The sequence below is a fragment of the Mycobacterium sp. MAC_080597_8934 genome (assembly GCF_000523975.1).
Lineage (GTDB): Bacteria > Actinomycetota > Actinomycetes > Mycobacteriales > Mycobacteriaceae > Mycobacterium > Mycobacterium avium.
In genome coordinates, this window is sequence record NZ_JAOS01000004.1 from 292,370 (window position 1) to 314,596 (window position 22,227).

Genomic DNA, 22,227 nt, shown 5'->3' on the forward strand with positions numbered 1-22,227 from the left:
GACGTGGCCAGCGGGTCCTGACCTGCGTTTTGGTACTACGGCCCGTCGCCATCGGCTTGCTTGTCGGCCGGTCGAGCTACCATTCGCACATGCGTTCGATCATCGCCCGCGAGGACATCCAGGACGACTATGACGTCCTGCGCGCCGTGGTCGCACGCATCCAGCGGCATTCCTACGATGCGCTGACCAACCCGGAACGCATCCGGCTGCTCGAGGTCCTCGAACACCAGACGCGCCGACTTCAAGTTCCCGGTCACCAACTGATCAACCAGATCGAGCAGGACGCCACGCCGGCCGAGATCGGCGGCAAACTCGCCCACGTGCTGGCCGACCGATTGCTCATCACCCGCGCTGAGGCTGCCCGCCGCATCGACGACGCCCGAGATCTCGGCGTCCGGCGCACCCTGACCGGCGAGCCGTTGCCGCCACGGTATGCGGCCACCGCCGCCGCCCAGCGGGACGGGCGCATCGGCACCTCGCACGTCGCGGTCATTCGCCGCTTCTTCGACCAGTTGCCATGCTGGGTGGACGTTCCCACCCGGGACGCCGCCGAGGCCGACCTGGCGCGCTGGGCCGGCGAGCACCGCCCCGAGAGCCTGCGCAAGGTGGCCGACCGGATCGCCTGCTACCTCAATCCCGACGGCGTGTTCCACGACGAGGATCGGTTGCGTCACCGCGGACTGACCCTGGGCGCCCAACAACCCGACGGCATGTCGCAACTGCGCGGCTGGTTGACGCCCGAGGCCCGGGCGACCATCGAGGCCGTGCTGGCCAAACTGGCCGCGCCGGGCATGTGCAACCCCGACGATCCAGCACCCGTCGTCGACGGCCCGCCCGGCCAGGAGGCGATCCAGCGCGACAGCCGCAGCGCGGCCCAGCGCAACCACGACGGCCTCAACGCGGCCCTTCGTGCGCTGCTGGCCGGCGGAAAGCTGGGGCAGCACAACGGGTTACCCGCCAGCATCGTCGTCACCACCACGCTGCGGGACCTCGAGTCCGCGGCCGGTAAGGGGCTGACGGGCGGCGGCACCCTGTTGCCGATGTCCGATGTGATCCGCCTGGCCCGCCACGCCCACCACTACCTCGCCGTCTTCGGCAACGGCAAACCGCTGGCGCTGTACCACACAAAACGCCTGGCCTCGCCGGGGCAACGAATCGTCTTGTACGCCAAGGACCGTGGCTGTTCGCACCCGGGCTGCGACGTTTCGGGCTATTACTGCGAAGTCCATCATGTCACCGGTTACGCCAAATGCGGCCGCACCGACATCGACCAACTGACCTTCGCCTGCGGCGGCCATCACCCGCTGGCCGAGCAGGGCTGGATCACCCGCAAGAACGGCCGAGGCGAGACCGAATGGATCCCACCACCGCATCTCGACCACGGCCGGCCGCGGACCAACGCCTTCCATCACCCCGAGAAGCTGGTCGCGGACAGCGATAACGACACCGGCGACAACACGTCCGACGCCCCCGACGACCCCGCAGCCGCCGATCCCTTGATCCGGCGCCGAGCGACCGGGTAGCGTAGTGCTGCAATTACGAAACGATGCGTAGCGTAATTGGGGCTACGGGACCATCACGTATCCGACCATTACCTATCCGACCATCGAGAGGACATCGGCTTGATGCGCAGCCGCTACGCCGGCGAACCGTTTACCACCTCCACGGCCGAGATCGCCGCCGCCCTCGAGGATGTCAGCATCCCGACGCTGTTGCTCTCGCTCGTCCACATCACCGGCGACCCACGCTTCATCCGCGACTTCAAGCAGATGGGCATCTTCCTCAACGAGGTCCAGGGGTTCATGTCCGAGGAGGACAAGGCCCGGGCCCGCGCAGAGGCGCTCTCGGTCATCACCGACTACCGCGACCGCGGTTGCCCCGAACCCGAGCCGCTCAGCCCCGAGCTCATCCGGGAAATGATGGACTGGGCCGCCTGCGAACACGTGCCCGACGACTACCTACCGCTGATCTGCGAAGAGCTGGACCTCGACGGCGTCGACCCGCGCCGCCCCGCCGCCTTGCCGGCCGAACGCGCGGCCGGGCTCCCGGTGCTCGTCGTCGGCTGCGGCGAGTCCGGCATCCTGGCCGGCGTCCGCCTCAAGCAGGCCAACATTCCGTTCACCATCGTCGAGAAGAACGCCGGCCCGGGCGGAACATGGTGGGAGAACAGCTATCCCGGCGCCCGGGTGGACGTGGCCAACCATTTCTATTGCTACAGCTTCGAACCCAACAACGACTGGACCCATTTCTTCGCCGAGCAATACGAGCTGCAGGACTACTTCACCAAGGTCATCGACCAACACGACCTGGCCGGCCAGGTGCGCTGGCAGACCGAGGTGCTCGCGGCCGAATGGGACGACGGCGACGGCACCTGGACGGTGTCGCTGCGCTCGGCCGACGGCCACACCGAAACAATGCGGGCGCGGGCGCTCATCACCGCGGTGGGACAGCTGAACCGGCCCAACATCCCGGCCTTCGACGGCGCGCAGACCTTCCGGGGCCCGTCGTTCCATTCGGCGGCCTGGGATCACTCGGTGGAGCTGAAGGGCAAGCGGGTTGCTCTCGTCGGCGCCGGCGCCAGCGGATTTCAGATCGCACCGGCGATCGCCGCGGACGTCAAGCGGCTCACCGTGTTCCAGCGCACCGCGCAGTGGATGTTCCCCAACCCGATGTATCACGACGAGGTCGGCGACGGAGTGCGCTGGGCGATGCGCCATCTGCCGTTCTACGGCCGGTGGTATCGCTTCCTGGTGTTGTGGCCCGGCTCCGACAAGGGCCTGGACGCTGCCGAGGCCGACCCGAACTACGCCGACCAGGAGCACGCCGTCAGCGACGTCAACGCCGCCGCCCACATGATGTTCTCGCAATGGATCACCAGCCAGGTCGGCGAGGATTCGGAGTTGCTGGCCAAGGTGATGCCCGACTATCCCGCCTGCGGCAAACGAACCCTGCAGGACAACGGCAGCTGGCTGCGCACCCTGCAGCGCGACAACGTCGAACTGGTGCGCACGCCCATCGACAAGATCACGCCGCACGGCATCGTCACCGTCGACGGGGCGGCGTACGACGCCGATGTCATCGTGTACGCCACCGGATTCCGGCACACCGATGTGCTGTGGCCCCTGAAGGTGACCGGCCGCAACGGGGTCGACCTGCACCAAATGTGGGGGAGCCGGCCGTATGCCTACCTGGGCATCACCGTGCCGGAATTTCCGAACTTCTTCATCATCTACGGCCCGGGAACCCACCTCGCTCACGGCGGCAGCCTGATCTTCCAGTCCGAGCTGCAGATGCGCTACATCGACCAATGCCTGGCGCGGCTGTGCGAGCCCGGTGTGCATTCCATCGAACCGAAACCCGACGCCGCCATCGATTGGCACCGGCGCACCCAGGCCCAGATCAAGAAGATGGTGTGGTCACACCCGGCGGTCAAGCACTCCTATTTCAAGAACGCCGACGGCGAGATCCATACGGTGAGTCCATGGCGTCTCAACGAGTACTGGTCCGCGGTGCGCGAGCCCGATTGGTCGCAGTTCGTGGTGCGGATGAAAGATGCTGTGCCACAAGGGAATCGACAGGGACAGCAATAAGGAAAGTGAGCACGACACTATGCGCACCGTAGTCGTCGACGGGCCCCGCAGCATCCGGGTGGACACCCGCCCCGATCCCGTGCTTCCCGGGCCCGACGGGGCGATCATCGAGGTGAGCGCGGCCGGTATCTGCGGATCCGACCTGCACTTCTACGAGGCCGACTTCCCGATGCCGGACCCGATTGCGCTGGGCCACGAGGCGATCGGCACCGTTGTGGAGGCCGGGCCGCAGGTGCGCAACGTCAAGGTCGGCGATCAGGTCATGGTGTCCTCGGTCGCCGGCTGCGGCAGCTGCGCTGGCTGCGCCACCCGGGATCCGGTGCTGTGCCACTCCGGTTTCCAGATCTTCGGGGGTGGTGTGCTGGGCGGCGCGCAGGCCGATCTGCTGGCGGTGCCCGCGGCCGACTTCCAGCTGCTGAAGATCCCCGAGGGCATCAGCACCGAGCAGGCGCTGCTGCTCACCGACAATCTGGCCACCGGCTGGGCCGCCGCGCAGCGGGCCGACATTCCCTTCGGTGGCACGGTGGCGGTCATCGGGCTGGGTGCGGTCGGCTTGTGCGCACTGCGCAGCGCGCTGTTCCAGGGCGCGGCAACGGTTTTCGCGGTCGATCAGGTTGACGGCCGGCTGGCGCGTGCCGCCCGGTGGGGGGCGACGCCCGTCAAGGCGCCGGCGCTCGAGGCGATCCTCGCGGCCACCGGCGGCCGTGGCGCCGACGCGGTGATCGACGCCGTCGCCACGGACGCCTCCCTGACCGAGGCGCTCAACGCGGTGCGGCCGGGCGGCACGGTCTCGGTGGTCGGCGTGCACGACATGAACCCGTTCCCGCTCAACGCGCTGGGCTGCCTGATTCGCAGCATCACGCTGCGGATGACCACGGCGCCGGTGCAGCGCACCTGGCCGGAATTGATTCCGCTGTTGCAGTCGGGCCGGCTGGACGTCGACGGAATCTTCACCACGACAATGCCTTTGGACGAGGCGGCCACCGGGTATGCGACCGCGGGGTCGCGGTCGGGCGACGACGTCAAGATCCTGCTGAAACCGTAGCGGTGTTCACCGGGCCGCGGTGATGTACTGCGACCGCATGAAGCCGTCGATCTTGACGTCCACCTCCGGCGGCGTCATGCCGTAACCGGCTTGCAGATCAAGCGTGTTGCGGACGGGGTCGACCACCCAGCCATGCGCGGCCAGCCATTCCGCGGGGTCGGACTGCGGTTCGTACGTCAACGCCGAGAAATCGACATTCCCGGACACGTCGACCCCGGGGTGACTTTCCTCCAGGGCGTGCAACTGGTCGTGGTCGAGGCGCGACCCCAGCGCGCCGATGGCGATTCGGCTGCCCGGCGCGCTGAGCCCGCTGATTCGGGTGAACAGCGCGTGTTGGGCTTCGTCGGTCAGGTAGGGCAGCAGCCCCTCCACCGACCAGGCGCTCGGGCTCTCCACGTCGAACCCGGCCGCTTCCAGCGGCCGGGACCAGTCGGCGCGCAAGTCGGCGGCGACCTCGACCCTGCGCGCCTTCGGCACGGCGCCCTGCTCGCCGAGCACCCGCGCCTTGAACTCGAGGACCTTGGCTAAATCGACTTCGAAAACCGTTGTCGCTGGTGGCCATTCGAGACGGTAGGCCCGCGAATCCAGTCCGGCGGCGATGATCACCGCCTGTCGTATGCCCGCCGCGCCCGCGGCGTCGAAGAAGTCGTCGAAGAACCGGGTCTGCACGCCGTACAGGCGCGGGAAGGCCAGCTCGTCCTCCGACGTCCCCGGATTGGCAAGCACCCCAGTCAAATACGGATCCCCTGACGCGGCGATGAAGGTCTTCGCGTAGTCGTCGCGCACCAACGGCCGCGGGCTCACCGTGTGCAGGGCGCGCCATCCCGCCACGAGCAGCGCGGTGTATCCGACGCTGCTCACGATGTCCCAGTTGTCATCGTCGGAACGTTGGGAGCCGAACTGCGGTGTGGTCATAGCAGTCAAACCTACCCCGCGGCCGGGGCGCTCACAGCTCGAGAAGCACGGTGACCGGACCGTCGTTCACCAGCTCGACCTGCATGTTCGCCCCGAACACCCCGGTCTGCACGTCGGCGCCCAGTCCCCGCAGGGCCGCCGCGAACTCGGTCACCAGCGGCTCGGCGATCGCCGCGGGCGCGGCCGCATTCCAGGACGGGCGGCGGCCTTTGGCGGTGTCGGCGTACAGGGTGAACTGACTGACCACCAGAATCGGCGCACCGACGTCGGACGCGGATCGCTCATCGGCGAGAATCCGCAGCTTCCAGAGCTTTTCGGCGAGCCTTCGCGCCTTGTCGCGGTCGTCGGAATGCGTGACGCCGACGAGCGCCAACAAACCCTGGGCATCGGGCCGGAGGGCGCCGACCACCGCGCCCTCGACCGTCACCGCCGCCGACGAGACCCGTTGCACCAACACCCGCATGGGTTTCGATGGTGCCAGACCGGGCCACCACCCTCAGACCTTTGGCGACCCAGACCTCCCGTCGTTGGGTACGCTCGGTCGGGTGTCCGTGCTCGTCGCGTTCTCCGTCACCCCGCTGGGCGTGGGTGAGGGTGTCGGCGAGATCGTCGCCGAAGCGGTTCGGGTGGTTCGCGATTCCGGTCTGCCCAACAAGACCGACTCCATGTTCACCGTGATCGAAGGCGAGACATGGGAAGAGGTGATGGCGGTCGTGCAGCGCGCGGTGGAGGCGGTGGCCGCCCGGGCGCCGCGGGTCAGCACGGTGATCAAGGCCGACTGGCGCGCCGGGGTCAGCGACGCGATGACGCACAAGGTCGCCTCGGTCGAGCGCTACCTGTCCGACGGCTAGCCTGACACCGCCGCGCGAAACGCCCGCACACCCCGTCGGCAGACCCATCAGTAGGCTCGTGCCGGTGAGCGCACGCGCAGGCATCGTTGTCACCGGAACCGAGGTCCTCACCGGCCGTGTCCAGGACGCCAACGGCCCCTGGATCGCCGATCGGCTTTTGGAGCTCGGCGTCGAGCTGGCGCACATCACCATCTGCGGCGACCGCCCGCACGACATCGAAGCCCAGCTGCGCTTCCTCGCCGACCAAGGCGTGGATCTGATCGTCACCAGCGGCGGACTGGGGCCCACGGCCGACGATATGACGGTCGAAGTGGTGGCGCGTTTCTGCGGCCGCGAGCTGGTGCTGGACGCCGAGGTCGAAGAGAAGATCGCGAACATCCTCAAGAAGCTCATGGCGCGCAACCCCGCGTTCCAATCCGCCTTGGATCCCGGCACATTCGAGTCGCTGCGGGCCGCCAACCGCAAGCAGGCGATGGTTCCGGCCGGAGCGCAGGTGCTCGACCCGGTCGGCACCGCGCCCGGCGTCGTGGTGCCCGGCAAGCCGGCGGTGATCGTGCTCCCGGGGCCGCCCCGGGAGCTGCAGCCGATGTGGCACACGGCCATCCAGACGCCGGCGGCGCAGCAGGCGATCGCCGGCCGGACGGTGTATCGGCAGGAGATGCTGCGCATGTTCGGGCTGCCGGAGTCCGGGCTTGCCGAAACGCTGCGCGAGGCCGAGGCGGCCGTCCCGGGGTTCGGGCAACTCGAGATCACCACCTGCCTGCGGCGTGGCGAGATCGAAATGGTCACCCGCTACGAGCCGACGGCCGCGACGGCCTACGCGCAGCTGACCAAGCTGCTGCGGGACAAGCACGGTGACCAGCTGTACTCCGAGGACGGTTCCCGGGTCGACGATCTGGTGGCGCGGCTGCTGGCCGGCCGCCGGATCGCGACGGCGGAGTCGTGCACCGCGGGGTTGCTGGCGGCGCGACTGACCGACCGGCCCGGATCGTCGGACTACGTGGCCGGCGGTGTGGTCGCCTACTCGAACGAGGCGAAGGCCGAGTTGCTCGGCGTCGACCCGGCGTTGATCGAGGCGCACGGCGCCGTGTCCGAACCAGTTGCTCAGGCGATGGCCGCGGGCGCCCGGCAACGCTTTGCCGCCGACACCGCCGTGGCGATCACGGGCATCGCCGGCCCCGGCGGGGGTACCGAGGAGAAGCCGGTGGGAACGGTGTGCTTCAGCGTGCAGGTCGGCCCACCCGGTGCCACGGCCCGCTCGGACACCCGCACCCTGCGGCTTCCGGGCAACCGGTCGGACACCCGCGAGCGCTCGACGACGGTGGCCATGCACCTGCTGCGGCGCCTGCTGACCGACGCCTGAGGCCGAGCGTCACGCCAGCGTGGCCGCGGCGGCCCGGCGTCACGCTGGCGTGACGCTCGGGGCCGGTTGGTGCGCCGTCACGTCATTTCGGTTGGCAGGAAAGCGCTTTCGCTGGTCGCGAAGCGTATGCCGGTGGCGTCCTTGCCGATCAGCGTCAGCACCGCGACGGTGAGCAACACCGGCACGATCGTCGCCGCCAACGCGAACGGGTAGCCATGGGTCTCGGCGAGGCGCTCCTGAATCGGTAAATTGAACGCCGCCAACAGGTTTCCGAGTTGATAGGTCACGCCGGGGTAGAGGCCGCGGATCGCATCGGGCGACATCTCGGTGAGGTGGGCGGGAATCACGCCCCAGGCGCCCTGCACGAACAGCTGCATCAAAAACGATCCCAGACACAGCATCGCCGCGGTGCGCGAGTAGGCGAACAGCGGCACGATCGGCAGCGCCAACATGGCGCAGAACACCACGGTGTAGCGGCGGCTGAAGCGCTGGGACAGCGTGCCGAAGACGAGTCCGCCGATGATGGCGCCGACGTTGTACACCACCACGATCCACTTGACCGTCGTGCTGGACAGACCTGCGCCGTGATTGGCGTGCGCCCCCAGGAACGTCGGGTAGACGTCCTGCGTCCCGTGGCTCATCCAGTTGAAGGCCGTCATCAGCAGGACCAGGTAGACGAATCGGCGGATGATCGCGCCGTTGCGCAGCACGTCGCGGATCCGGGTGCTGGTGAGCCGCAGCTGATCCTGCGCGGCCTCCCACACCTCGGACTCTTCCACCCGGTAGCGGATGATCAGGCTGATCAGCGCGGGCACGATGCTCAGACCGAACAGCCAGCGCCATGACAACTCCAGCCAGTCCATCACCACCAGCGAGGCGACACTGGCCAACAGGTAACCGAACGCGTAGCCCTCCTGCAGCAGTCCGGAGAAGAACCCGCGCCGCTCGACCGGCACTTTCTCCATGGCCAGCGCGGCGCCCAGCCCCCACTCGCCGCCCATGCCGATGCCGTACAGCAGCCGCAGAATCACCAGCACGGTGAAGTTGGGCGCGAACGCGCACAGGAACCCGACGACGGAGTAGAACATCACGTCGACCATCAACGGCAGCCGCCGTCCTACCCGGTCCGCCCACAGCCCGAACAACAGGGCACCGACCGGCCGCATGATCAGCGTGGCCGTGGTGACGAAGGCGACCTCGGCCTTGCTGTGGTGGAACGTCTTTGCGATGTCGGCGTAGACGAGCACGACGATGAAGTAGTCGAAGGCGTCCATCGTCCAGCCCAACAACGCGGCGATGAAGGAATTACGCTGGTCGGCGGTCAACTTCCGGCCGGGACTTGGTTTGGTCACGTCAGCATCGTGGCCTACCCGGGCCGTCGGCGCGACCCGTTCCGCCGGGCGCGGCGCGGGAGTAAGTTCGCCAGACATGCGGATCATCGACGCCGACGGTCACGTCGCCGAGAATTCCTCGCTGGCGATCGAGGCGATCCAGCGGTGGCCGGAGCACGTCAAGCCCGGCCGGCACGGGCGGCTCGGCCTGATGATCGAGGGCCGCAACTACCCCGAGGACCGCGGCCCGGGCGCCGGGTGTCCGCCCGAGCACGGCATCAGCGACGCCCCCGACATCAACTGCCGGTCCGCCGAAGGCGTGCTGGGCGACGCCGACCGCGATCACATCGACACCATGGTGCTCTATCCCAGCCTGGGCTTGTGCGCACCGAGCCTGCGCGACCCCGAGTTCGCCGCCGGGTTCGCCCGGCTGTACAACCGGTGGGTCGCCGACTACTGCGCCCAGTCGGGCGGACGGCTGTGCGGCGTCGCGGTCACGCCGATCGAACACGGCCAACTGGCGATCGACGTCATGAGGGAAGCCAAAGACCTTGGGCTGGTGGCAACGTTGGTGCCGCCGGCGCTGCAGAGCCGCAACCTCGACCACCCCGATCTCGACCCGTTCTACGACGCCGCCGTCGAACTCGAGATGCCGCTGGGCGTGCACGGCGCGCCCGGCATCCATCTGCCGAAGATCGGCGTGGACCGCTTCACCAATTACATTCAGGTGCACTGCATCAGCTTCCCGTTCGACCAGATGACCGCGATGACCGCGATGGTGTCCGGCGGTGTCTTCGAGCGGCACCCGAAGTTGCGGGTCGCCTTCTTGGAGGCGGGCGCGGGCTGGGTGCCGTTCTTCATCGATCGCCTGCACGAGCACTTCGAGAAGCGCGGCGACTGGGTCGAGCGCGGCTGGCGCCGCGATCCGCACGAATACCTCAAGGCGGGCAACATCTTTGTGACGTGCGAGCCGGAGGAACCGATCCTGCCCGGGGTGATCGACGTGCTGGGCGCCGATTTCATCATGTTCGCCAGCGACTACCCGCACTGGGACGGCGAATGGCCGGAGAGCACCAAGCATCTGCGCACCCGCGCCGATATCAGCGAGGAAGCCCGGGAGAAGATCGGCGGCTTGAACGCGCAACGCTTCTACAACCTGAACTGACCTGATCGGGGTGCCCACGCGGGCGACGGGTGACAGGATGGCGGGATGGGCCCTTTTGTGCTGCGCGCGGCATTGACCGGATTCGCGCTGTGGATCGTCACCCTGTTCGTGCACGGCCTGACGTTCGTCGGCGGTGACACGAGGCTGCAGCGGGTCGGCATCATTTTCGTCGTCGCCGTGATCTTCGGTCTGGTCAACGCGTTCATCAAGCCGATCGTCCAGATCCTGTCCATCCCGCTCTACATCCTGACGCTGGGTCTGATCCATATCGTGATCAATGCCCTGATGCTCTGGATCACCGCGTGGATCACCGAGCACACCACCCACTGGGGCCTGCAGATCGACCACTTCTGGTGGACCGCGATCTGGGCCGCCATCGTGTTGTCGATAGTGAGTTGGCTACTGTCCCTTGTGATTCGACGCACCGCCGGCTGAGGTCAGCGAGCGTCGTCCACCAGGGCCAGCACGTCACGCGCGCAACCCCAGGACAGGGTGACGCCGTTGCTGCTGTGCCCGTAATTGTGGATGCAGCGTGCCCGTCGGAGCGGTTCGGCCTGCAGGCGCACCGACGGACGGTCCGGCCGCAGCCCGGTGATCACCTCGATCACCTCGGCTTCGCCCAGTCGTGGCTCGATTCGGCGGCAGCGCTGCAGAATCCGTTCGGTCACGGCGGGGTCCGCGGTGGTGTCCCAGCGGCCGGCAATGCTGATGCCGCCGCACACCACCCGCTGCGGGTGCGGAAAGTAGCAGGTCCACTCGGGGCCGTCGTTGAGTTCCATAAACAGTTGGCGCACACCGGGATTGGTGAGCACGACGTGCTGACCGAACAGCGGCCGGACGGTGTCGTCTCCGGTGAGCGTGCCCGCGCGCAGGCCCGCGCAGTTGACGACGATGTCGGCGTGGTCGGTGACCTCGTCCAGCGAGCCAACCCGGTGCTCCTCGATCTCGCACCCGGCCGCCGTCAGCCGCCGGGTCAGATAGCCGAGATAGTGCGGCATGTCGATCATCGGCACGGTGGCGTGAAATCCGGTTCGATAGCCGGGCGGGAGGTCGGCCGGGTCGGCCGGGCGCAGCTCGGGGATCAGCGAGGCCGCCGTCGACATCGCCTCGGAGGCGGTCAGCTCGCCGACGGCCAGCGCCGGCGCCAGCTGCACACCCGAATCGGGGTCGCGGGCGAGTTCGGTGAACACCCGCAACGAGTGCTCGGTCCAGCGCAGCGTCTCGGCCGCGCGTTCGGCGGGCCGCGGCGGTGCCCAGACGGCGCCGGCCACCGCCGAGGTCGTGTCCGCCGGCATCGTGTCCGCCCACACGCGGACCGGCCATCCCGCCTCGGCCAGACAGATGGCCGACGTCAGTCCGCTCACGCCGGCCCCGATCACGACGATCTGCTGGTTCCGGGCCATTGCGGGGCTCACCGGGTCGCGACGGGCCGGTCAGGGATGAGCGGCTTGCGGGGCCGGTGCGGCCGCGGGCGACTGCGCGCCGGACGGCGGAGCGGCGGGCGCCGATGGGGCCTGCTGTCCGGCTCCCCCAGCAGGCCGTTGAGAATGCCGAGCGTGCCCTGCACCCCGGCGGGCGGGGCGCTGGGCGGCGGAACCGCGTCCGGGGTCAGCTGCCAGGGCTGACAACCCGACGTCTTGAACGATTTGTCGCCCGGATCGATCTGGACGACCTGCGGCTTTTTGGTCATCGCGTTGTCGATCACGGCGCCGTCCGGGTTGCCCATCCGCTTCCAGTAGCAGGTGCCGTTGCCGACGGGTCCGCCGGAACTGTAGACGCCCGGCGCGATGTCGGTTCCCACCGCGTAGATGCCGTCCTTGTCGATGGTGGTCTTCGGTGCCGCCGGCGCGGGTGCGGGGGAGGCACTCGGCGACGGGGAGGCGGCGGGGGACGGGGAGGCCGAAGGCGCTGGTGACGGTGTCGCGGCGGGACCGGGCGCCGGTCCGTGCGTCTCGTCCGGGTCGGCGCCGGCAACGACCGTCGACGCGGCCCAGCCGGCCGCCATGAGACTGGCGGCGGCCGTCCTCGCCGCGATGGCTACTGCACGCATAGAAGTCGAGGGTACCGGGGCCGACGAGCTAATTCATGTCCCTGTGAAATCGCCCGCCGGCCGGAGGCCGCCGAGTCGACGCGCCTAATGGGGCCGGCTAATCGAGGCGCCTAATCGAGGCGCCGCACGCGCCCCGCATGGCCGAGCGCACGCTGATAGGTTTCGAGGTTGTCGCGGGAGATCTTCGCGTGCACGGGGCGCTCGAGCAGGAACCGCAGCACCGGGTTGTAGGCGTGGTAGGTCTCGTGGAAGGTCAGCACGGTGGTGCCGTCGGGTTGCTCGTCGAGTCGGTGATAGCCCTCAGCGCGCGACCACAGCGGCTTGCCGACGGCCACATAGCGTGACAGCTTGTTGATCTCGGCCTCGGTGACGGTCTCCCACGATCGGCCCTTGCCACCGGACAGCAGATACTTGGGGACTGCGAATACGCAGGTGCGGACCAGCCCCTCGCCGGCCTCATTGCCCTCGTTCAGAATTTCCATGCTGCCGGTGGGCCAGGTGAGGATCCTCGGGCGGGGCGCATTCGGCGGTGCCGGCGGATGCAGCACCCGCCACACCCGCTGCGGCGGCGCCTCGACGTGGAAACGCACGGTGTACGACCGCATCACGGTTCTCCCCGGCTGTTCTCCCAGGTATTCCAGAAGGTGATGGTCTCCGGGGGCGGCCGCTTGGCCGGCCGGAAGTCGGTGCCGATGGCGTATGCCACCGGGAACAGTGCCGCCTGAGTGACCGTGGCCGGGATGCCGAGGATATCGGCCACCTGTTGCTCCCTGGCCAAATGCATTGTGGTCCATACGGATCCGAGCCCACGGGAGCGCAGGGCGAGCAGGAAACTCCAGCCGGCCGGGATGATCGACGCCCAGGCCGACGCGGCCGTCAACAGGTTGGCGTTGTCGATGCGTTGGACCTCGGCGATGGCGGCGCGTTTGTCGGCGTCGGTGACGACCAGCCAGCGCCAGTCCTGCGCATTGCTCGCGGTGGGCGCCTGCATCGCCAGCTGGATGCACTCCAGGATCACGTCGCGACCGACCGGGCGGGTCAGGTCGAGGCGTTTGCGAACCGACCGTGTGGTGCTCAGCAGCTCGTCGACAGTGGCGATGTCCATGGGTTCCTTTCCGATGGGTGATCAGAGGTCGATGGCACCCGACCGGTCGATGCAAAGGCGTTGGCGCGCAGTGCATCCCGGATAACTGACGGATGCGGCGACGCTGTCGTCGATCATGGCGGCTCCACCACCGGTGCCATCCGGCACGTTGATATGGGCCATCGCGCACTCCTGCCCGCGCAGACAAGGCGGAAATCAGCTAGCCAGCTGAGCAAACCAGACTCGTCGCCCGGCTGTCTAGGGCGCGGCGTCGCGGTTGAGGATGCGCTTGGCGTCACCGACCATCTCGGCGACGATCTCCGCCACGGGCCGGATCTCGCGGATGCGCCCCACCCCTTCGCCGACGAGGATGGCGGCGGTATCGAAATCCTCTGCGGCTACCGCTGTTTCGTAGGCATCGATCGCTTCGGGCAGCCGCGCCGACAGCTCGGCCTCGTTGCCGTGCCAGGTACCCAGGAAGGCGTTGTTCAGGGCCCGCACCGTGTATCCGGCGGGCCAATCGAGGCGGCGCACAACGTCGTAGACCCGAGTGCGCACGGTGTCGTCGCCGCCGGCCGCCACGGCACGCTGCTGCGCTTTAGGCGAGACGAGCGCTTCCGGCGTCGCCCAGAACCGGGTCCCGACGACGGCGCCGTCGGCTCCCAACGCCAGCGCGGCGGCCAACCCGCGGCCATCGCCGACCCCACCCGCCGCCGCCACCAACGTGGCCGGAGAGCGGTCCGCCACGACGTCGACGACCTCGGGCACCAGGGTGAACGTCGACCGCACGCTCATGCCGTGTCCGCCGGCCTCGCCGCCCTGCGCCACGATGACTTCCGCGCCGGCATCGAGGGCGCGACGGGCCTGATCGAGGTTCTGCACCTGCGCGATCAGCGGAACGCCGGCCGCATGGATGCGATCGGCGAAGGGCGCCAACTCGCCGAACGACAGCATCACCGCCGCCGGGCCCCGGTCCAGCGCGAGGTCGAGCACCCCCGGGTTGCGGGCCAGGCTCCGGGTGATGAACCCGTATCCCACCCGGGCGCCCTCGGCCCGGTCGATCTGCCGCTGCAGCCATTCGGCGTCGGGATAGCCCCCACCGATGAGCCCCAGCCCGCCCGCCCGCGTCACCGCCGCCGCGAGTCGGCCCCCGGAGACCAGGGCCATCGGCGCGAGCAGGATCGGCTGCTCGATCCCGAATAGGTCGGTCAGGCGTGTCGGCAAACCCGTGGCGGCGCTCACGTGAGTTCACCGGTCAGGAACTGAGCCCTCCCGTGGCCGAAAGACCAGTCCTCGTCGTCGTTTTCGGTGATCGAGACGATCAGGTCGGCGGGGTCGAGCCCGCACCGGCCGGCGAGGCGCGACGCCAGCAGCTCATAGAACTTCTGCTTGAGCTCACGCGGCCGCCGTCGGCTCACCACGTGCAAGACCACCTGGCGAGACGACCGATCGATGCCCAGACCGGTGTCCAGCGTAACGATTTCGTGTGCCGGGTGGGTATGCACCACCTGGTAGCGATCCCGCGGCGGACGCCGAACGCATCGACAACCGTGTCGTGGATCGCGTCCAGCAGGGCACTGACCTCCGAGGGCGTCCGACCCTCGATGAGGTCGATATACAACAGCGGCATTTGTCCTCCTGCGAACAACAGCGCGGATTGCGCTTCCAGTGCAACCGACGTTAGGTCTCCGGGAATCCCGCGTGAAATGCCTTGTGTGAAAGATCTATGCTCATCGGGCATGGACGTGGTGCAGGCCGGCCGAGTCGAGTTGCGTCACCTCCGCGCGTTCGAAGCGGTGGCGCGCCTCGAATCGTTCACGCTGGCCGCGCAGGAACTCAGCATCACCCAGCCCGCGCTGAGCCGAACCATCAAACAGCTCGAAGACGCGCTGGAAGCGTCGCTGCTGGACCGCACTTCGCGCCACGTGGCGACCACCCCGGCCGGGCGGGTCTTCCTCGGTCACGTCGAGCGGATCCTGACCGAGCTGGGGCGTGGCGTCGACGCGGTCCGGCAACAGGCGAGCATTCGCCTCGGATTCAGCTGGCTGCTGCCCGATCCGTGGGCACAGGACACCGTCGCGCGGTTCGAGCGGACCACCCGGACCACCGTCAGCCTGATCCGCACCGACGACGCGCTCGGGGCGGTCCAGCAGGGCCGGGTGGACATCGCCCTGGTGCGCGGGCACGTGACCTCGACCGCCGTTCGCATCGTGCATCTTTTCGATGAGCCCCGGGTGGCGGTGTGTTCGGTGCATTCGCCCCTGGCCAAGCGGGCGAAGCTGGACTGGGCCGAGGTGCCGCGCTGGCCACTGGTGGTCAACACGGCCAGTGGCACCACCGGGCCCTGGTCGTGGCCGGCGGGGGACGGGCCCAAAACCATAGTCGAGACAACGAATTTCGACGAGTGGATCGAATCCGTCGCGGCCGACCGCGGCATCGGGGTCATTCCCGACGTGGCGATCAGGCGCAACATCCACCCCGGCGTGCGGTTCGTCGCGCTGCGGGACGCGCCCGACATTCCCGTCGCGTTGGCGTTTGTGAAGCGGGCCAGCGGCCCCGTACTGCGGCGCTTCATCGAGGCGGCCGTGGACGCCGCGGCAAACCAGTGATTCGGGCGTGGGCGGCCGTCAGGCCAGCGGCGCCAGGCCGGAGCGGATCAGAGCCAGACTCGCGGTGACGTCGTCGCCGAGCTCGCCGGAACAACCTCTGCGGCCCCAATTCTCCACCGCGGCAACCAGTGCCGCGGCGACCGCGGAACCCGCAACCTCGGCGAACAGATCGATGTTCGCTAGCTGCGGGTTGCGTGCCCTGACGAAGTCCGTGAGCACGCGGGCGAACGAGGACTGCACGACTCGCAGGTGACCGGCAATCCGCTCGGCGCTGATCAGTTCCGCACGGGCGGTCGCGGCTTGGCGCACCACTTCGATGTCGTGCGGGAAGGCGGCGACGCTGGCCAGCACGGCATCGAACAGCGATTCCGACGGCGGGCGCTGGGCGAGCGCTTCGGCCAGCCACTCCAACTGGGTCTCGTAGTCCTGGAAGAGCACGGATTCCTTGGTCGGGAAATGCCGGAAGAAGGTGCGTTCGGTGACACCGGCCTCGCGGGCCAGCTCCGTGACGGTGACGTTGGCAAACCCCTTGCGCGCGAAGCTCTTCAACGCCGCTTGGCGAAGCGCCTCGTGCGTCGATCGTCGTCGTTGTTCATGACGGTTGCCCGGGCCGGTCATCAGCGGTGATCGTATCCCAGGCGAGCGGGTCAGAACTGACATCTTCCAATTATGTCAGTACTGACATATCCTGGCACGCGGTTGCCGGATGGAAACGAGGGCCCGACATGAGCGACACGAACTACGACGCGATCGTGGTGGGCGCCGGGCACAACGGCCTGACCGCCGCGGCGATCCTGCAGCGGGCCGGCTTGCGCACCGTTTGCTTGGAAGCCAACACGTATGCGGGCGGCATGGCGGCGACGGTCGAATTGATCGACGGCTTCCGGTACGAGATCGCCGGTTCGGTGCAGTTCCCCATGGCAGCCGAGCTCGCCAAAGACCTCGGGCTGGACACGCTGCCGGCGGTGGAGCCCGACGTGATGTCGACGAACATCGGTGAGCACGGCGAAGAGCCGATGATCTTCTACCGCGACCCGGTGCGGCTGATGACGCATCTGAGCGACAAGCACGGGCTGAACGCGGTCACCGGCATGGCCGACTTGATCGGCTGGAGTCGGGGACCGGCGAAGGCGCTGGGCCGCTTCGACGTCCGCCAACCGCCCAAGACACTCGACGAGATGTATGCCTGCGCGGTCGACGACAACGAACGCCGGGCGATCCACGAGATGCTTTTCGGCTCGGCCATGGACGTGATCGACCGCTATCTGCCCGACCGGGACAAGCACGCGGTCATGCGTGGGATGCTGGCATTCCTGGCCGTCAACTCGACGTACCGCGGCCCATACACTCCGGGCAGCGCAGCATGTTTGGCGTTCGCGCTGGCCGTACCGGACGACAGCACCGCGATGATGACCAAGCTGCGGGGCGGCATCGGCGCGCTCACCGAACACCTGCGTGAGCTCTTCGTCTCCCAGGGCGGCGAAATCCGGTTCCGCACCAAGGTCGAGGAGATCCTGGTCACCGGGCGGCAGGTGACCGGCGTGCGGCTACGCGACGAGTCGACGGCCTCGGCGCCGATCGTGGTGTCCAACCTGTCGCCCGACATCACGCTGACCGAGCTGATCGCGCCCGAACACGTTCCCGCACAACTGGTCTCGCGAGTCTCCGGCCGCGACCACCGGGCCTCGTTCGTGCAGATCCACTTCGCGCTAGTGTCCTGAGTCATTAATTCGTGGGTTCTTGTTATAGTAGGTGATGCCGTCCCCGCATGCCGCGAAGATCGTGTTGACCGAGGATGAACGCGCCGAGTTAGAGGGTTGGGTGCGGCGCCGCAATAGTGCCGCGGGGTTGGCGCTGCGGGCCCGGATCGTGCTGGCGTGTGCTGATGGCGGCAGCAATGTCGAGGTCGCCGACCGGCTGGAGTTGGATCGGAACACGATTTCCAAGTGGCGCAACCGGTTCGCCGCTAAGCGGTGCGACGGACTGCTCGACGAGCCGCGACCGGGCCGGCCTCGGGTAGTGGGTGACGAGCAGATCGAGGCGTTGATCACTGCGACGTTGGAGACAGCGCCACCGGGTGCCACACATTGGTCAACCCGGTCGATGGCGCAGCACCTGGGACTGAGCCAGTCGATGGTCTCACGGGTGTGGCGGGCGTTCGGATTGGCTCCACACAAACAGGATTCGTGGAAACTGTCCAAGGATCCGCTGTTTGTGGCCAAGGTCCGCGACATCGTCGGGCTCTATCTGGACCCGCCGGAGCGGGCCATGGTCTTGTGCGTGGACGAGAAGACTCAGATCCAGGCGCTTAACCGCACCGCACCGGTGTTCCCGATGCTGCCCGGCACCCCGGCGCGAGCCACCCACGACTACGTCCGTCACGGCACCTCAAGCCTGTATGCCGCGCTGGATCTGGCCACCGGCAAGGTGATCGGCTCTCTGCATTCGCGGCATCGCGCCCAGGAGTTCCTGGCTTTCCTGAAGAAGATCGACGCCGAAGTCCCCGCCGATCTGGACTGCCACGTCGTGCTCGACAACGCCTCCACCCACAAAACCCGGCGGTAAAACGTTGGCTGACCAACCATCCCCGCTTCGTTCTGCACTTCACCCCGACCAGCTCAAGCTGGCTCAACCTCGTCGAACGCTGGTTCGCCGAACTGACCACCAAGAAACTACGCCGCGGCACCCATACCTCAGTCCGCCAACTCAACACCGACATCCGCGCCTGGATCGAGCACTGGAACGACAACCCTAAGCCCTACGTCTGGACAAAAACCGCCGACCAAATCCTGGAATCCGTCGCCAACTACTGCAAACGAATTAATAACTCAGGACACTAGACGGGCTGCCCGAATTCGCCCCGCCCCACGAGTTCCTCAATGAGGAAGGCATGCAACAGTCGGTCGGAATTTTCGGGTCACCCGAGGAGCAACAGCTGCACTGGGAAAACTGCCGCCGGGGCGTCGTTCCGGACAACCCGTCGATGGGCATGCAGATTCCGTCGGTGCACGACCCCAGCATGGCTCCGCCCGGCAAGCACGCGGCCAGCGCGTTCGCTTACGCGTTCCCGGTCGAAGTCGCCCGCGACCAGCATGGCCATCTCAAAAACGCTATGGCGCAACGGGTTATCGACAAGATCACCCGGTTGGCGCCGAACTTCAAGGACATCGTGATCCGCCACATCACCTTCGCGCCCTACCACATGAACACCATGTTCGGCGCGCCCTCGGGCGACTTCTGCCACGGGCTGCTGCACCCCGACCTGATGGGCCCGAACCGGCCCGGCCCGAAGGGCTTTGTCGACATGCCCATCGAAATCGACGGTCTCTATCTCGCCGGCGCCGGATGCCACGGCGGGCCCGGCATCACGTTCACGCCCGGTTACAACGCCGCCTATCAGGTTCTCGACGACGCATCGTGACGGGCCCGATCAGCCGCCGAACACCCCGGTGAGCTGAGCCTGCGCGGTCGCGGCGGCGCCGATCGTCTGCGCCGCCTGCGCCCCCGCCAGGCCGGCGGGCAGCTGATAGTCGTTGGGCAGCTGATAGAGGGTGAACCGGTAGTGGTGGGTGCCCGTTCCGGCGGGCGGACACGGCCCCTGGTAGCCGGCCTGTCCGGCGGTGTTCGGCAAAGTCGTTGTGCCGGGCGGCGTTTGGCCCGCGGACGTGCTGCCGGAGCCCGGGGCGATGCCGGTCACCACCCAGTGCACGTACGGCCCCGCCGGGGCGTCGGGGTCGTCGACCACCAGGGCCGCACCCGTCGGCGCCGACCACGCCAGCGGCGGTGCGATGCCCTCGCCCTTGCAGGTGTACCGCGCCGGGATCGGGGCGCCGTCGGTGAATGCCGGGCTGGTGATCGTCAACGGCCCGCCGGCCGGGGCGTTCGGCGCCGTGCGGCCCAGGGTGGTCACCCTGGGTGTCGACGCAGTCGTCGTCGGGCCATGACCGTGGCCGCCGCAACCGACCGCGCCCGCCGGCAGCGCCAGCGCGCAGATGATCGTGCCGATCCGGCGAGAGGTGTCCACCAGCGTCGCTTCCATACCGCACAGTCTGACGCCCCGGTGGGCGCCGCGGAAGCATCCGTTCCCGGCCGGGCGACGGCACCGGGCCACAGCGAAGAGCAACGGTTATGAGGCCGCGCGCTTCTTGACCTCCGCCACCCGCTTGCGCAGGCCTTCGGTGGCGGTGTCCATCAGGCTCTTGGACCCCTTCTTGATGAGGAATCCCGGCACCGGCATCACCAGGTCGACGGTGAGCTCGAAGTGCACGCGCGTGGCGTCGCCTTCGGGCGTCAGGGTGTAGCGACCCTGTTGAGCGCGTTGCTGTTTGGAGCTGACCAGCGTCCAGCCCACACCGTCGTCGTAAATGGTGTACGCGAGTTCCTGTTCGTCGCTGATGCCGACGAGCTTGACCACCTGCCTGGACCTGATGGGGTGGTTCTCCTCGTCGCGCTCGAGCACCTCGACCTTCTGGTGTGCCGACGACCACTCGGTCAGCGACTCGAGGTCGAACAGCACGTCCAGGATCTCCTCCGGTGTCGCTTCGATGACGACTTCGCGGGAATCGGTGATAGCCATGCCCGGGAGATAGCCGGTGCGGTGCCGCCCGAAACCCGTGGCATCGGCAGCTAGTCGACGGCGACCCGGGCGAGACGGGGGAGCACGGTGTCGCGCCAGCCCGGGCCCATCTGTTCGAAGGCCCGGGCCATGCGGGCGTCGTCAAGGTCAAATCCGCTGTGTTCCAAGAAGACTCGGGTTCCCTCGCCTTCGGCTTCCAGCCGCCAGGTCAATGTCCAGGCCGCGGTGAAGGTGTAGACGAAGCGGCGCGGCGGGTCAACCTCGAGCACCTGGCACGGCTGCTTGCCGTAGCCCTGCATGTCGAGCGTGAATCGGTGTCCCACCACCGCGGCAACCTGCCCCTCGGCCCACCACAGTTTCATCAGCTCGGGTTCGGTCAGCATCCGCCACACCTTCGCCGGTGGCGCCGCCACGAATTGGTCCACCCGGATCGTCGCGAACCTGGACGTGTCCGTCATTCCAGCTCCTCTGCTACCTCGGCGAGCCGGCGCAGTCGTGTGCGCCAGAACTTCTCGAATGGATGCAGCCATTCGCCCAGCTCGGCCAGCGGCTCCGCGGTCAGGTGGTAGATGCGCTGGCGGCCGCGCCGCTCGTCGGCCACCAGGGCGGCCTCGCGCAACACCTTGAGGTGCTCGGCGACCGCGGGCCGGCTGAGCTCGAACCGTTCGCTGAGTTCCCCGGCCGACAGCGGATGGCGGGCGAGGAGCTGCAGCAGTTCGCGGCGCACCGGGTTGGCCAGGGCGAGAAAGACGCGATCGACGCCGGTCACGACCACCAAGATACGTCGGACATTTCCGACATGTCAACTTTTTCCGACACATCGCAGGGCGCATCGGCGGGCGGGGTGCGGACCCGACGCGGGCGGCCCTGCTGCGGCTACCTTGCTGGTGTGCATTTCGCGTGGGAGCGGCTGACCGGCAGTGTGCATCGCTGCCGGCTGCCGTTCTGCGACGTCACCGTCGGGCTGATCTGCGGCCGCAGCGGAACCCTCCTCGTCGACACCGGAACCACGCTGACCGAAGCGGCCGCGATCGACGCCGACGTCCACCGGCTCGCCCGACGGCCGGTGAGCCATATTGCCTTGACGCACAAGCACTTCGACCACGTGCTGGGTTCGTCATTGTTCACCGACGCCGAGGTCTACTGCGCGCCGGAGGTGGTCGAGTATCTCGGGGCGGCGACGGATCAAATCCGCAACGACGCGCTGCGCCATGGCGCCGACGCCGCCGAGGTGGATGCCGCCATCGCGGCCCTGCGGCCAGGGCAGCAGGGGGTCCGCGACGCCCGGATCGATCTGGGGGACCGCACGGTGACGATCACCCACCTGGGTGCCGGCCACACCGCGTCGGACCTGGTGGTGGTCGTGCCCGCGGCGCGCGACGGCGAACCCACGGTGGTGTTCACCGGTGATCTGGTCGAGGAATCCGCCGACCCCGCGATCGACGCCGACTCCGATGTGACGGCCTGGCCGGCCACCCTGGACCGGCTGCTGGCGCTCGGCGGGCCCCGGGCCCGTTACGTGCCCGGGCACGGCAGGGTCGTCGACGCCGCGTTCGTCCGTCGTCAGCGCGAGTGGTTGCGCGCCCGCGCGGCCATTCGGTGAACGGCGCCCGCGTTCAATGCCGAAAGGCGTGGCGAAAAGTGTTGT

Annotated in this window: 23 protein-coding genes and 4 pseudogenes; 12 read left to right on the forward strand and 15 right to left on the reverse strand. The window is 68.1% G+C overall.

The annotated features are described in order from the left end of the window. Nucleotides 1-89 precede the first annotated feature (89 nt). The 3 genes from NF20_RS04110 (at nucleotide 90) to NF20_RS04120 (ending at nucleotide 4,635) form a co-directional block, all read left to right on the forward strand. A complete protein-coding gene (locus NF20_RS04110; protein ID WP_050593744.1) occupies nucleotides 90-1,523 on the forward strand; it encodes an HNH endonuclease signature motif containing protein in 1,434 nt (477 codons plus the stop codon). A gap of 102 nt (nucleotides 1,524-1,625) precedes the next feature. After that, a complete protein-coding gene (locus NF20_RS04115; protein WP_033712981.1) occupies nucleotides 1,626-3,590 on the forward strand; it encodes a flavin-containing monooxygenase in 1,965 nt (654 codons plus the stop codon). A gap of 19 nt (nucleotides 3,591-3,609) precedes the next feature. Continuing rightward, nucleotides 3,610-4,635, forward strand: a complete 1,026-nt coding sequence (locus NF20_RS04120) for an alcohol dehydrogenase catalytic domain-containing protein (RefSeq protein ID WP_033712980.1) — start codon at nucleotides 3,610-3,612, stop codon at nucleotides 4,633-4,635. Nucleotides 4,636-4,641: 6 nt separating this feature from the next. Here the strand turns inward: NF20_RS04120 and NF20_RS04125 are convergent, their stop codons facing one another. Beyond that, complete coding sequence (locus tag NF20_RS04125) at nucleotides 4,642-5,550, reverse strand: class I SAM-dependent methyltransferase (RefSeq protein WP_023899806.1); 909 nt, start codon at nucleotides 5,548-5,550, stop codon at nucleotides 4,642-4,644. 31 nt (nucleotides 5,551-5,581) lie between these two features. After that, nucleotides 5,582-6,013 carry a D-aminoacyl-tRNA deacylase gene (dtd, locus tag NF20_RS04130; RefSeq protein ID WP_023899805.1) on the reverse strand — a complete coding sequence of 144 codons (432 nt, stop codon included), beginning with the start codon at nucleotides 6,011-6,013 and terminating at the stop codon, nucleotides 5,582-5,584. An 82-nt stretch (nucleotides 6,014-6,095) separates the two neighbouring features. Between dtd and NF20_RS04135 the strand changes: the two genes are divergently transcribed. Then, nucleotides 6,096-6,401 (forward strand): MTH1187 family thiamine-binding protein, encoded by a 306-nt coding sequence (locus NF20_RS04135; RefSeq protein ID WP_003876604.1) that lies wholly within the window; start codon nucleotides 6,096-6,098, stop codon nucleotides 6,399-6,401. A 58-nt stretch (nucleotides 6,402-6,459) separates the two neighbouring features. Next, on the forward strand, nucleotides 6,460-7,764 hold the full coding sequence (locus NF20_RS04140) for a competence/damage-inducible protein A (protein WP_023874522.1): 1,305 nt from the start codon (nucleotides 6,460-6,462) through the stop codon (nucleotides 7,762-7,764). A gap of 77 nt (nucleotides 7,765-7,841) precedes the next feature. Here NF20_RS04140 and NF20_RS04145 read toward each other — a convergent pair whose 3' ends face one another. Next, complete coding sequence (locus tag NF20_RS04145) at nucleotides 7,842-9,194, reverse strand: sialate:H+ symport family MFS transporter (RefSeq protein WP_019733004.1); 1,353 nt, start codon at nucleotides 9,192-9,194, stop codon at nucleotides 7,842-7,844. Here NF20_RS04145 and NF20_RS04150 point away from each other — a divergent pair. Together NF20_RS04150 and NF20_RS04155 are read left to right on the forward strand one after the other, a co-directional pair. After that, entirely contained in the window at nucleotides 9,193-10,260 is a 1,068-nt protein-coding gene (locus tag NF20_RS04150; protein WP_033712979.1) for an amidohydrolase family protein, read from the forward strand. The two genes, NF20_RS04145 and NF20_RS04150, sit on opposite strands and share 2 nt — an antisense overlap. A gap of 45 nt (nucleotides 10,261-10,305) precedes the next feature. Further along, on the forward strand, nucleotides 10,306-10,695 hold the full coding sequence (locus NF20_RS04155) for a phage holin family protein (RefSeq protein WP_019733002.1): 390 nt from the start codon (nucleotides 10,306-10,308) through the stop codon (nucleotides 10,693-10,695). A gap of 2 nt (nucleotides 10,696-10,697) precedes the next feature. Here NF20_RS04155 and NF20_RS04160 read toward each other — a convergent pair whose 3' ends face one another. The 7 genes and pseudogenes from NF20_RS04160 to NF20_RS04185 all read right to left on the reverse strand — a co-directional run bounded on the left by NF20_RS04160 (nucleotide 10,698) and on the right by NF20_RS04185 (nucleotide 15,024). Continuing rightward, complete coding sequence (locus NF20_RS04160) at nucleotides 10,698-11,663, reverse strand: FAD-dependent oxidoreductase (protein ID WP_033712978.1); 966 nt, start codon at nucleotides 11,661-11,663, stop codon at nucleotides 10,698-10,700. A gap of 8 nt (nucleotides 11,664-11,671) precedes the next feature. After that, nucleotides 11,672-12,310 (reverse strand): hypothetical protein, encoded by a 639-nt coding sequence (locus NF20_RS27990; protein ID WP_255343431.1) that lies wholly within the window; start codon nucleotides 12,308-12,310, stop codon nucleotides 11,672-11,674. Nucleotides 12,311-12,420: 110 nt separating this feature from the next. Next, complete coding sequence (locus NF20_RS04170; RefSeq protein ID WP_011725050.1) at nucleotides 12,421-12,915, reverse strand: SRPBCC family protein; 495 nt, start codon at nucleotides 12,913-12,915, stop codon at nucleotides 12,421-12,423. Continuing rightward, nucleotides 12,915-13,415 (reverse strand): nitroreductase family protein, encoded by a 501-nt coding sequence (locus NF20_RS04175; protein ID WP_033712975.1) that lies wholly within the window; start codon nucleotides 13,413-13,415, stop codon nucleotides 12,915-12,917. Before NF20_RS04175 ends, NF20_RS04170 begins: the two co-directional genes overlap by 1 nt. Nucleotides 13,416-13,436: 21 nt before the next feature. Then, a complete protein-coding gene (locus NF20_RS27065) occupies nucleotides 13,437-13,577 on the reverse strand; it encodes a hypothetical protein (RefSeq protein WP_155725805.1) in 141 nt (46 codons plus the stop codon). A gap of 75 nt (nucleotides 13,578-13,652) precedes the next feature. After that, nucleotides 13,653-14,636 carry an NAD(P)H-dependent flavin oxidoreductase gene (locus tag NF20_RS04180; RefSeq protein WP_081759501.1) on the reverse strand — a complete coding sequence of 328 codons (984 nt, stop codon included), beginning with the start codon at nucleotides 14,634-14,636 and terminating at the stop codon, nucleotides 13,653-13,655. Further along, nucleotides 14,633-15,024 (reverse strand): annotated as a pseudogene (locus tag NF20_RS04185) (tautomerase family protein). The gene NF20_RS04180 and the pseudogene NF20_RS04185 overlap by 4 nt, the downstream one beginning before the upstream one ends. 109 nt (nucleotides 15,025-15,133) lie before the next feature. On the opposite strand from NF20_RS04185, the gene NF20_RS04190 reads away from it, so the two are divergent. Further along, nucleotides 15,134-16,003, forward strand: coding sequence for a LysR family transcriptional regulator (locus NF20_RS04190; protein ID WP_033712974.1), 870 nt, complete (start codon nucleotides 15,134-15,136; stop codon nucleotides 16,001-16,003). Nucleotides 16,004-16,021: 18 nt separating this feature from the next. On the opposite strand, the gene NF20_RS04195 is transcribed toward NF20_RS04190, so the two are convergent. Next, entirely contained in the window at nucleotides 16,022-16,621 is a 600-nt protein-coding gene (locus NF20_RS04195; RefSeq protein ID WP_033712973.1) for a TetR/AcrR family transcriptional regulator, read from the reverse strand. 107 nt (nucleotides 16,622-16,728) lie between these two features. On the opposite strand from NF20_RS04195, the pseudogene NF20_RS04200 reads away from it, so the two are divergent. The 3 pseudogenes from NF20_RS04200 to NF20_RS04210 form a co-directional block, all read left to right on the forward strand. Then, nucleotides 16,729-17,715: pseudogene (locus NF20_RS04200) on the forward strand (phytoene desaturase family protein); the annotation flags it as partial. Nucleotides 17,716-17,758: 43 nt separating this feature from the next. Further along, a pseudogene (locus NF20_RS04205) lies at nucleotides 17,759-18,843 on the forward strand (IS630 family transposase). Then, a pseudogene (locus NF20_RS04210) lies at nucleotides 18,840-19,424 on the forward strand (phytoene desaturase family protein); the annotation flags it as partial. The pseudogenes NF20_RS04205 and NF20_RS04210, both read left to right, overlap by 4 nt. A gap of 9 nt (nucleotides 19,425-19,433) precedes the next feature. Here NF20_RS04210 and NF20_RS04215 read toward each other — a convergent pair. The 4 genes from NF20_RS04215 to NF20_RS04230 form a co-directional block, all read right to left on the reverse strand. Then, nucleotides 19,434-20,042, reverse strand: coding sequence for a YbhB/YbcL family Raf kinase inhibitor-like protein (locus NF20_RS04215; protein WP_033712065.1), 609 nt, complete (start codon nucleotides 20,040-20,042; stop codon nucleotides 19,434-19,436). Nucleotides 20,043-20,129: 87 nt separating this feature from the next. Beyond that, nucleotides 20,130-20,579 carry an SRPBCC family protein gene (locus NF20_RS04220; protein ID WP_033712068.1) on the reverse strand — a complete coding sequence of 150 codons (450 nt, stop codon included), beginning with the start codon at nucleotides 20,577-20,579 and terminating at the stop codon, nucleotides 20,130-20,132. 50 nt (nucleotides 20,580-20,629) lie between these two features. Continuing rightward, nucleotides 20,630-21,037 (reverse strand): SRPBCC family protein, encoded by a 408-nt coding sequence (locus tag NF20_RS04225; protein ID WP_033712069.1) that lies wholly within the window; start codon nucleotides 21,035-21,037, stop codon nucleotides 20,630-20,632. Continuing rightward, complete coding sequence (locus NF20_RS04230) at nucleotides 21,034-21,357, reverse strand: metalloregulator ArsR/SmtB family transcription factor (protein WP_003877960.1); 324 nt, start codon at nucleotides 21,355-21,357, stop codon at nucleotides 21,034-21,036. The genes NF20_RS04225 and NF20_RS04230 overlap by 4 nt, the downstream gene beginning before the upstream one ends. A gap of 111 nt (nucleotides 21,358-21,468) precedes the next feature. On the opposite strand from NF20_RS04230, the gene NF20_RS04235 reads away from it, so the two are divergent. Beyond that, a complete protein-coding gene (locus NF20_RS04235) occupies nucleotides 21,469-22,182 on the forward strand; it encodes an MBL fold metallo-hydrolase (protein ID WP_033712070.1) in 714 nt (237 codons plus the stop codon). The last annotated feature ends 45 nt before the right edge of the window (nucleotides 22,183-22,227 follow it).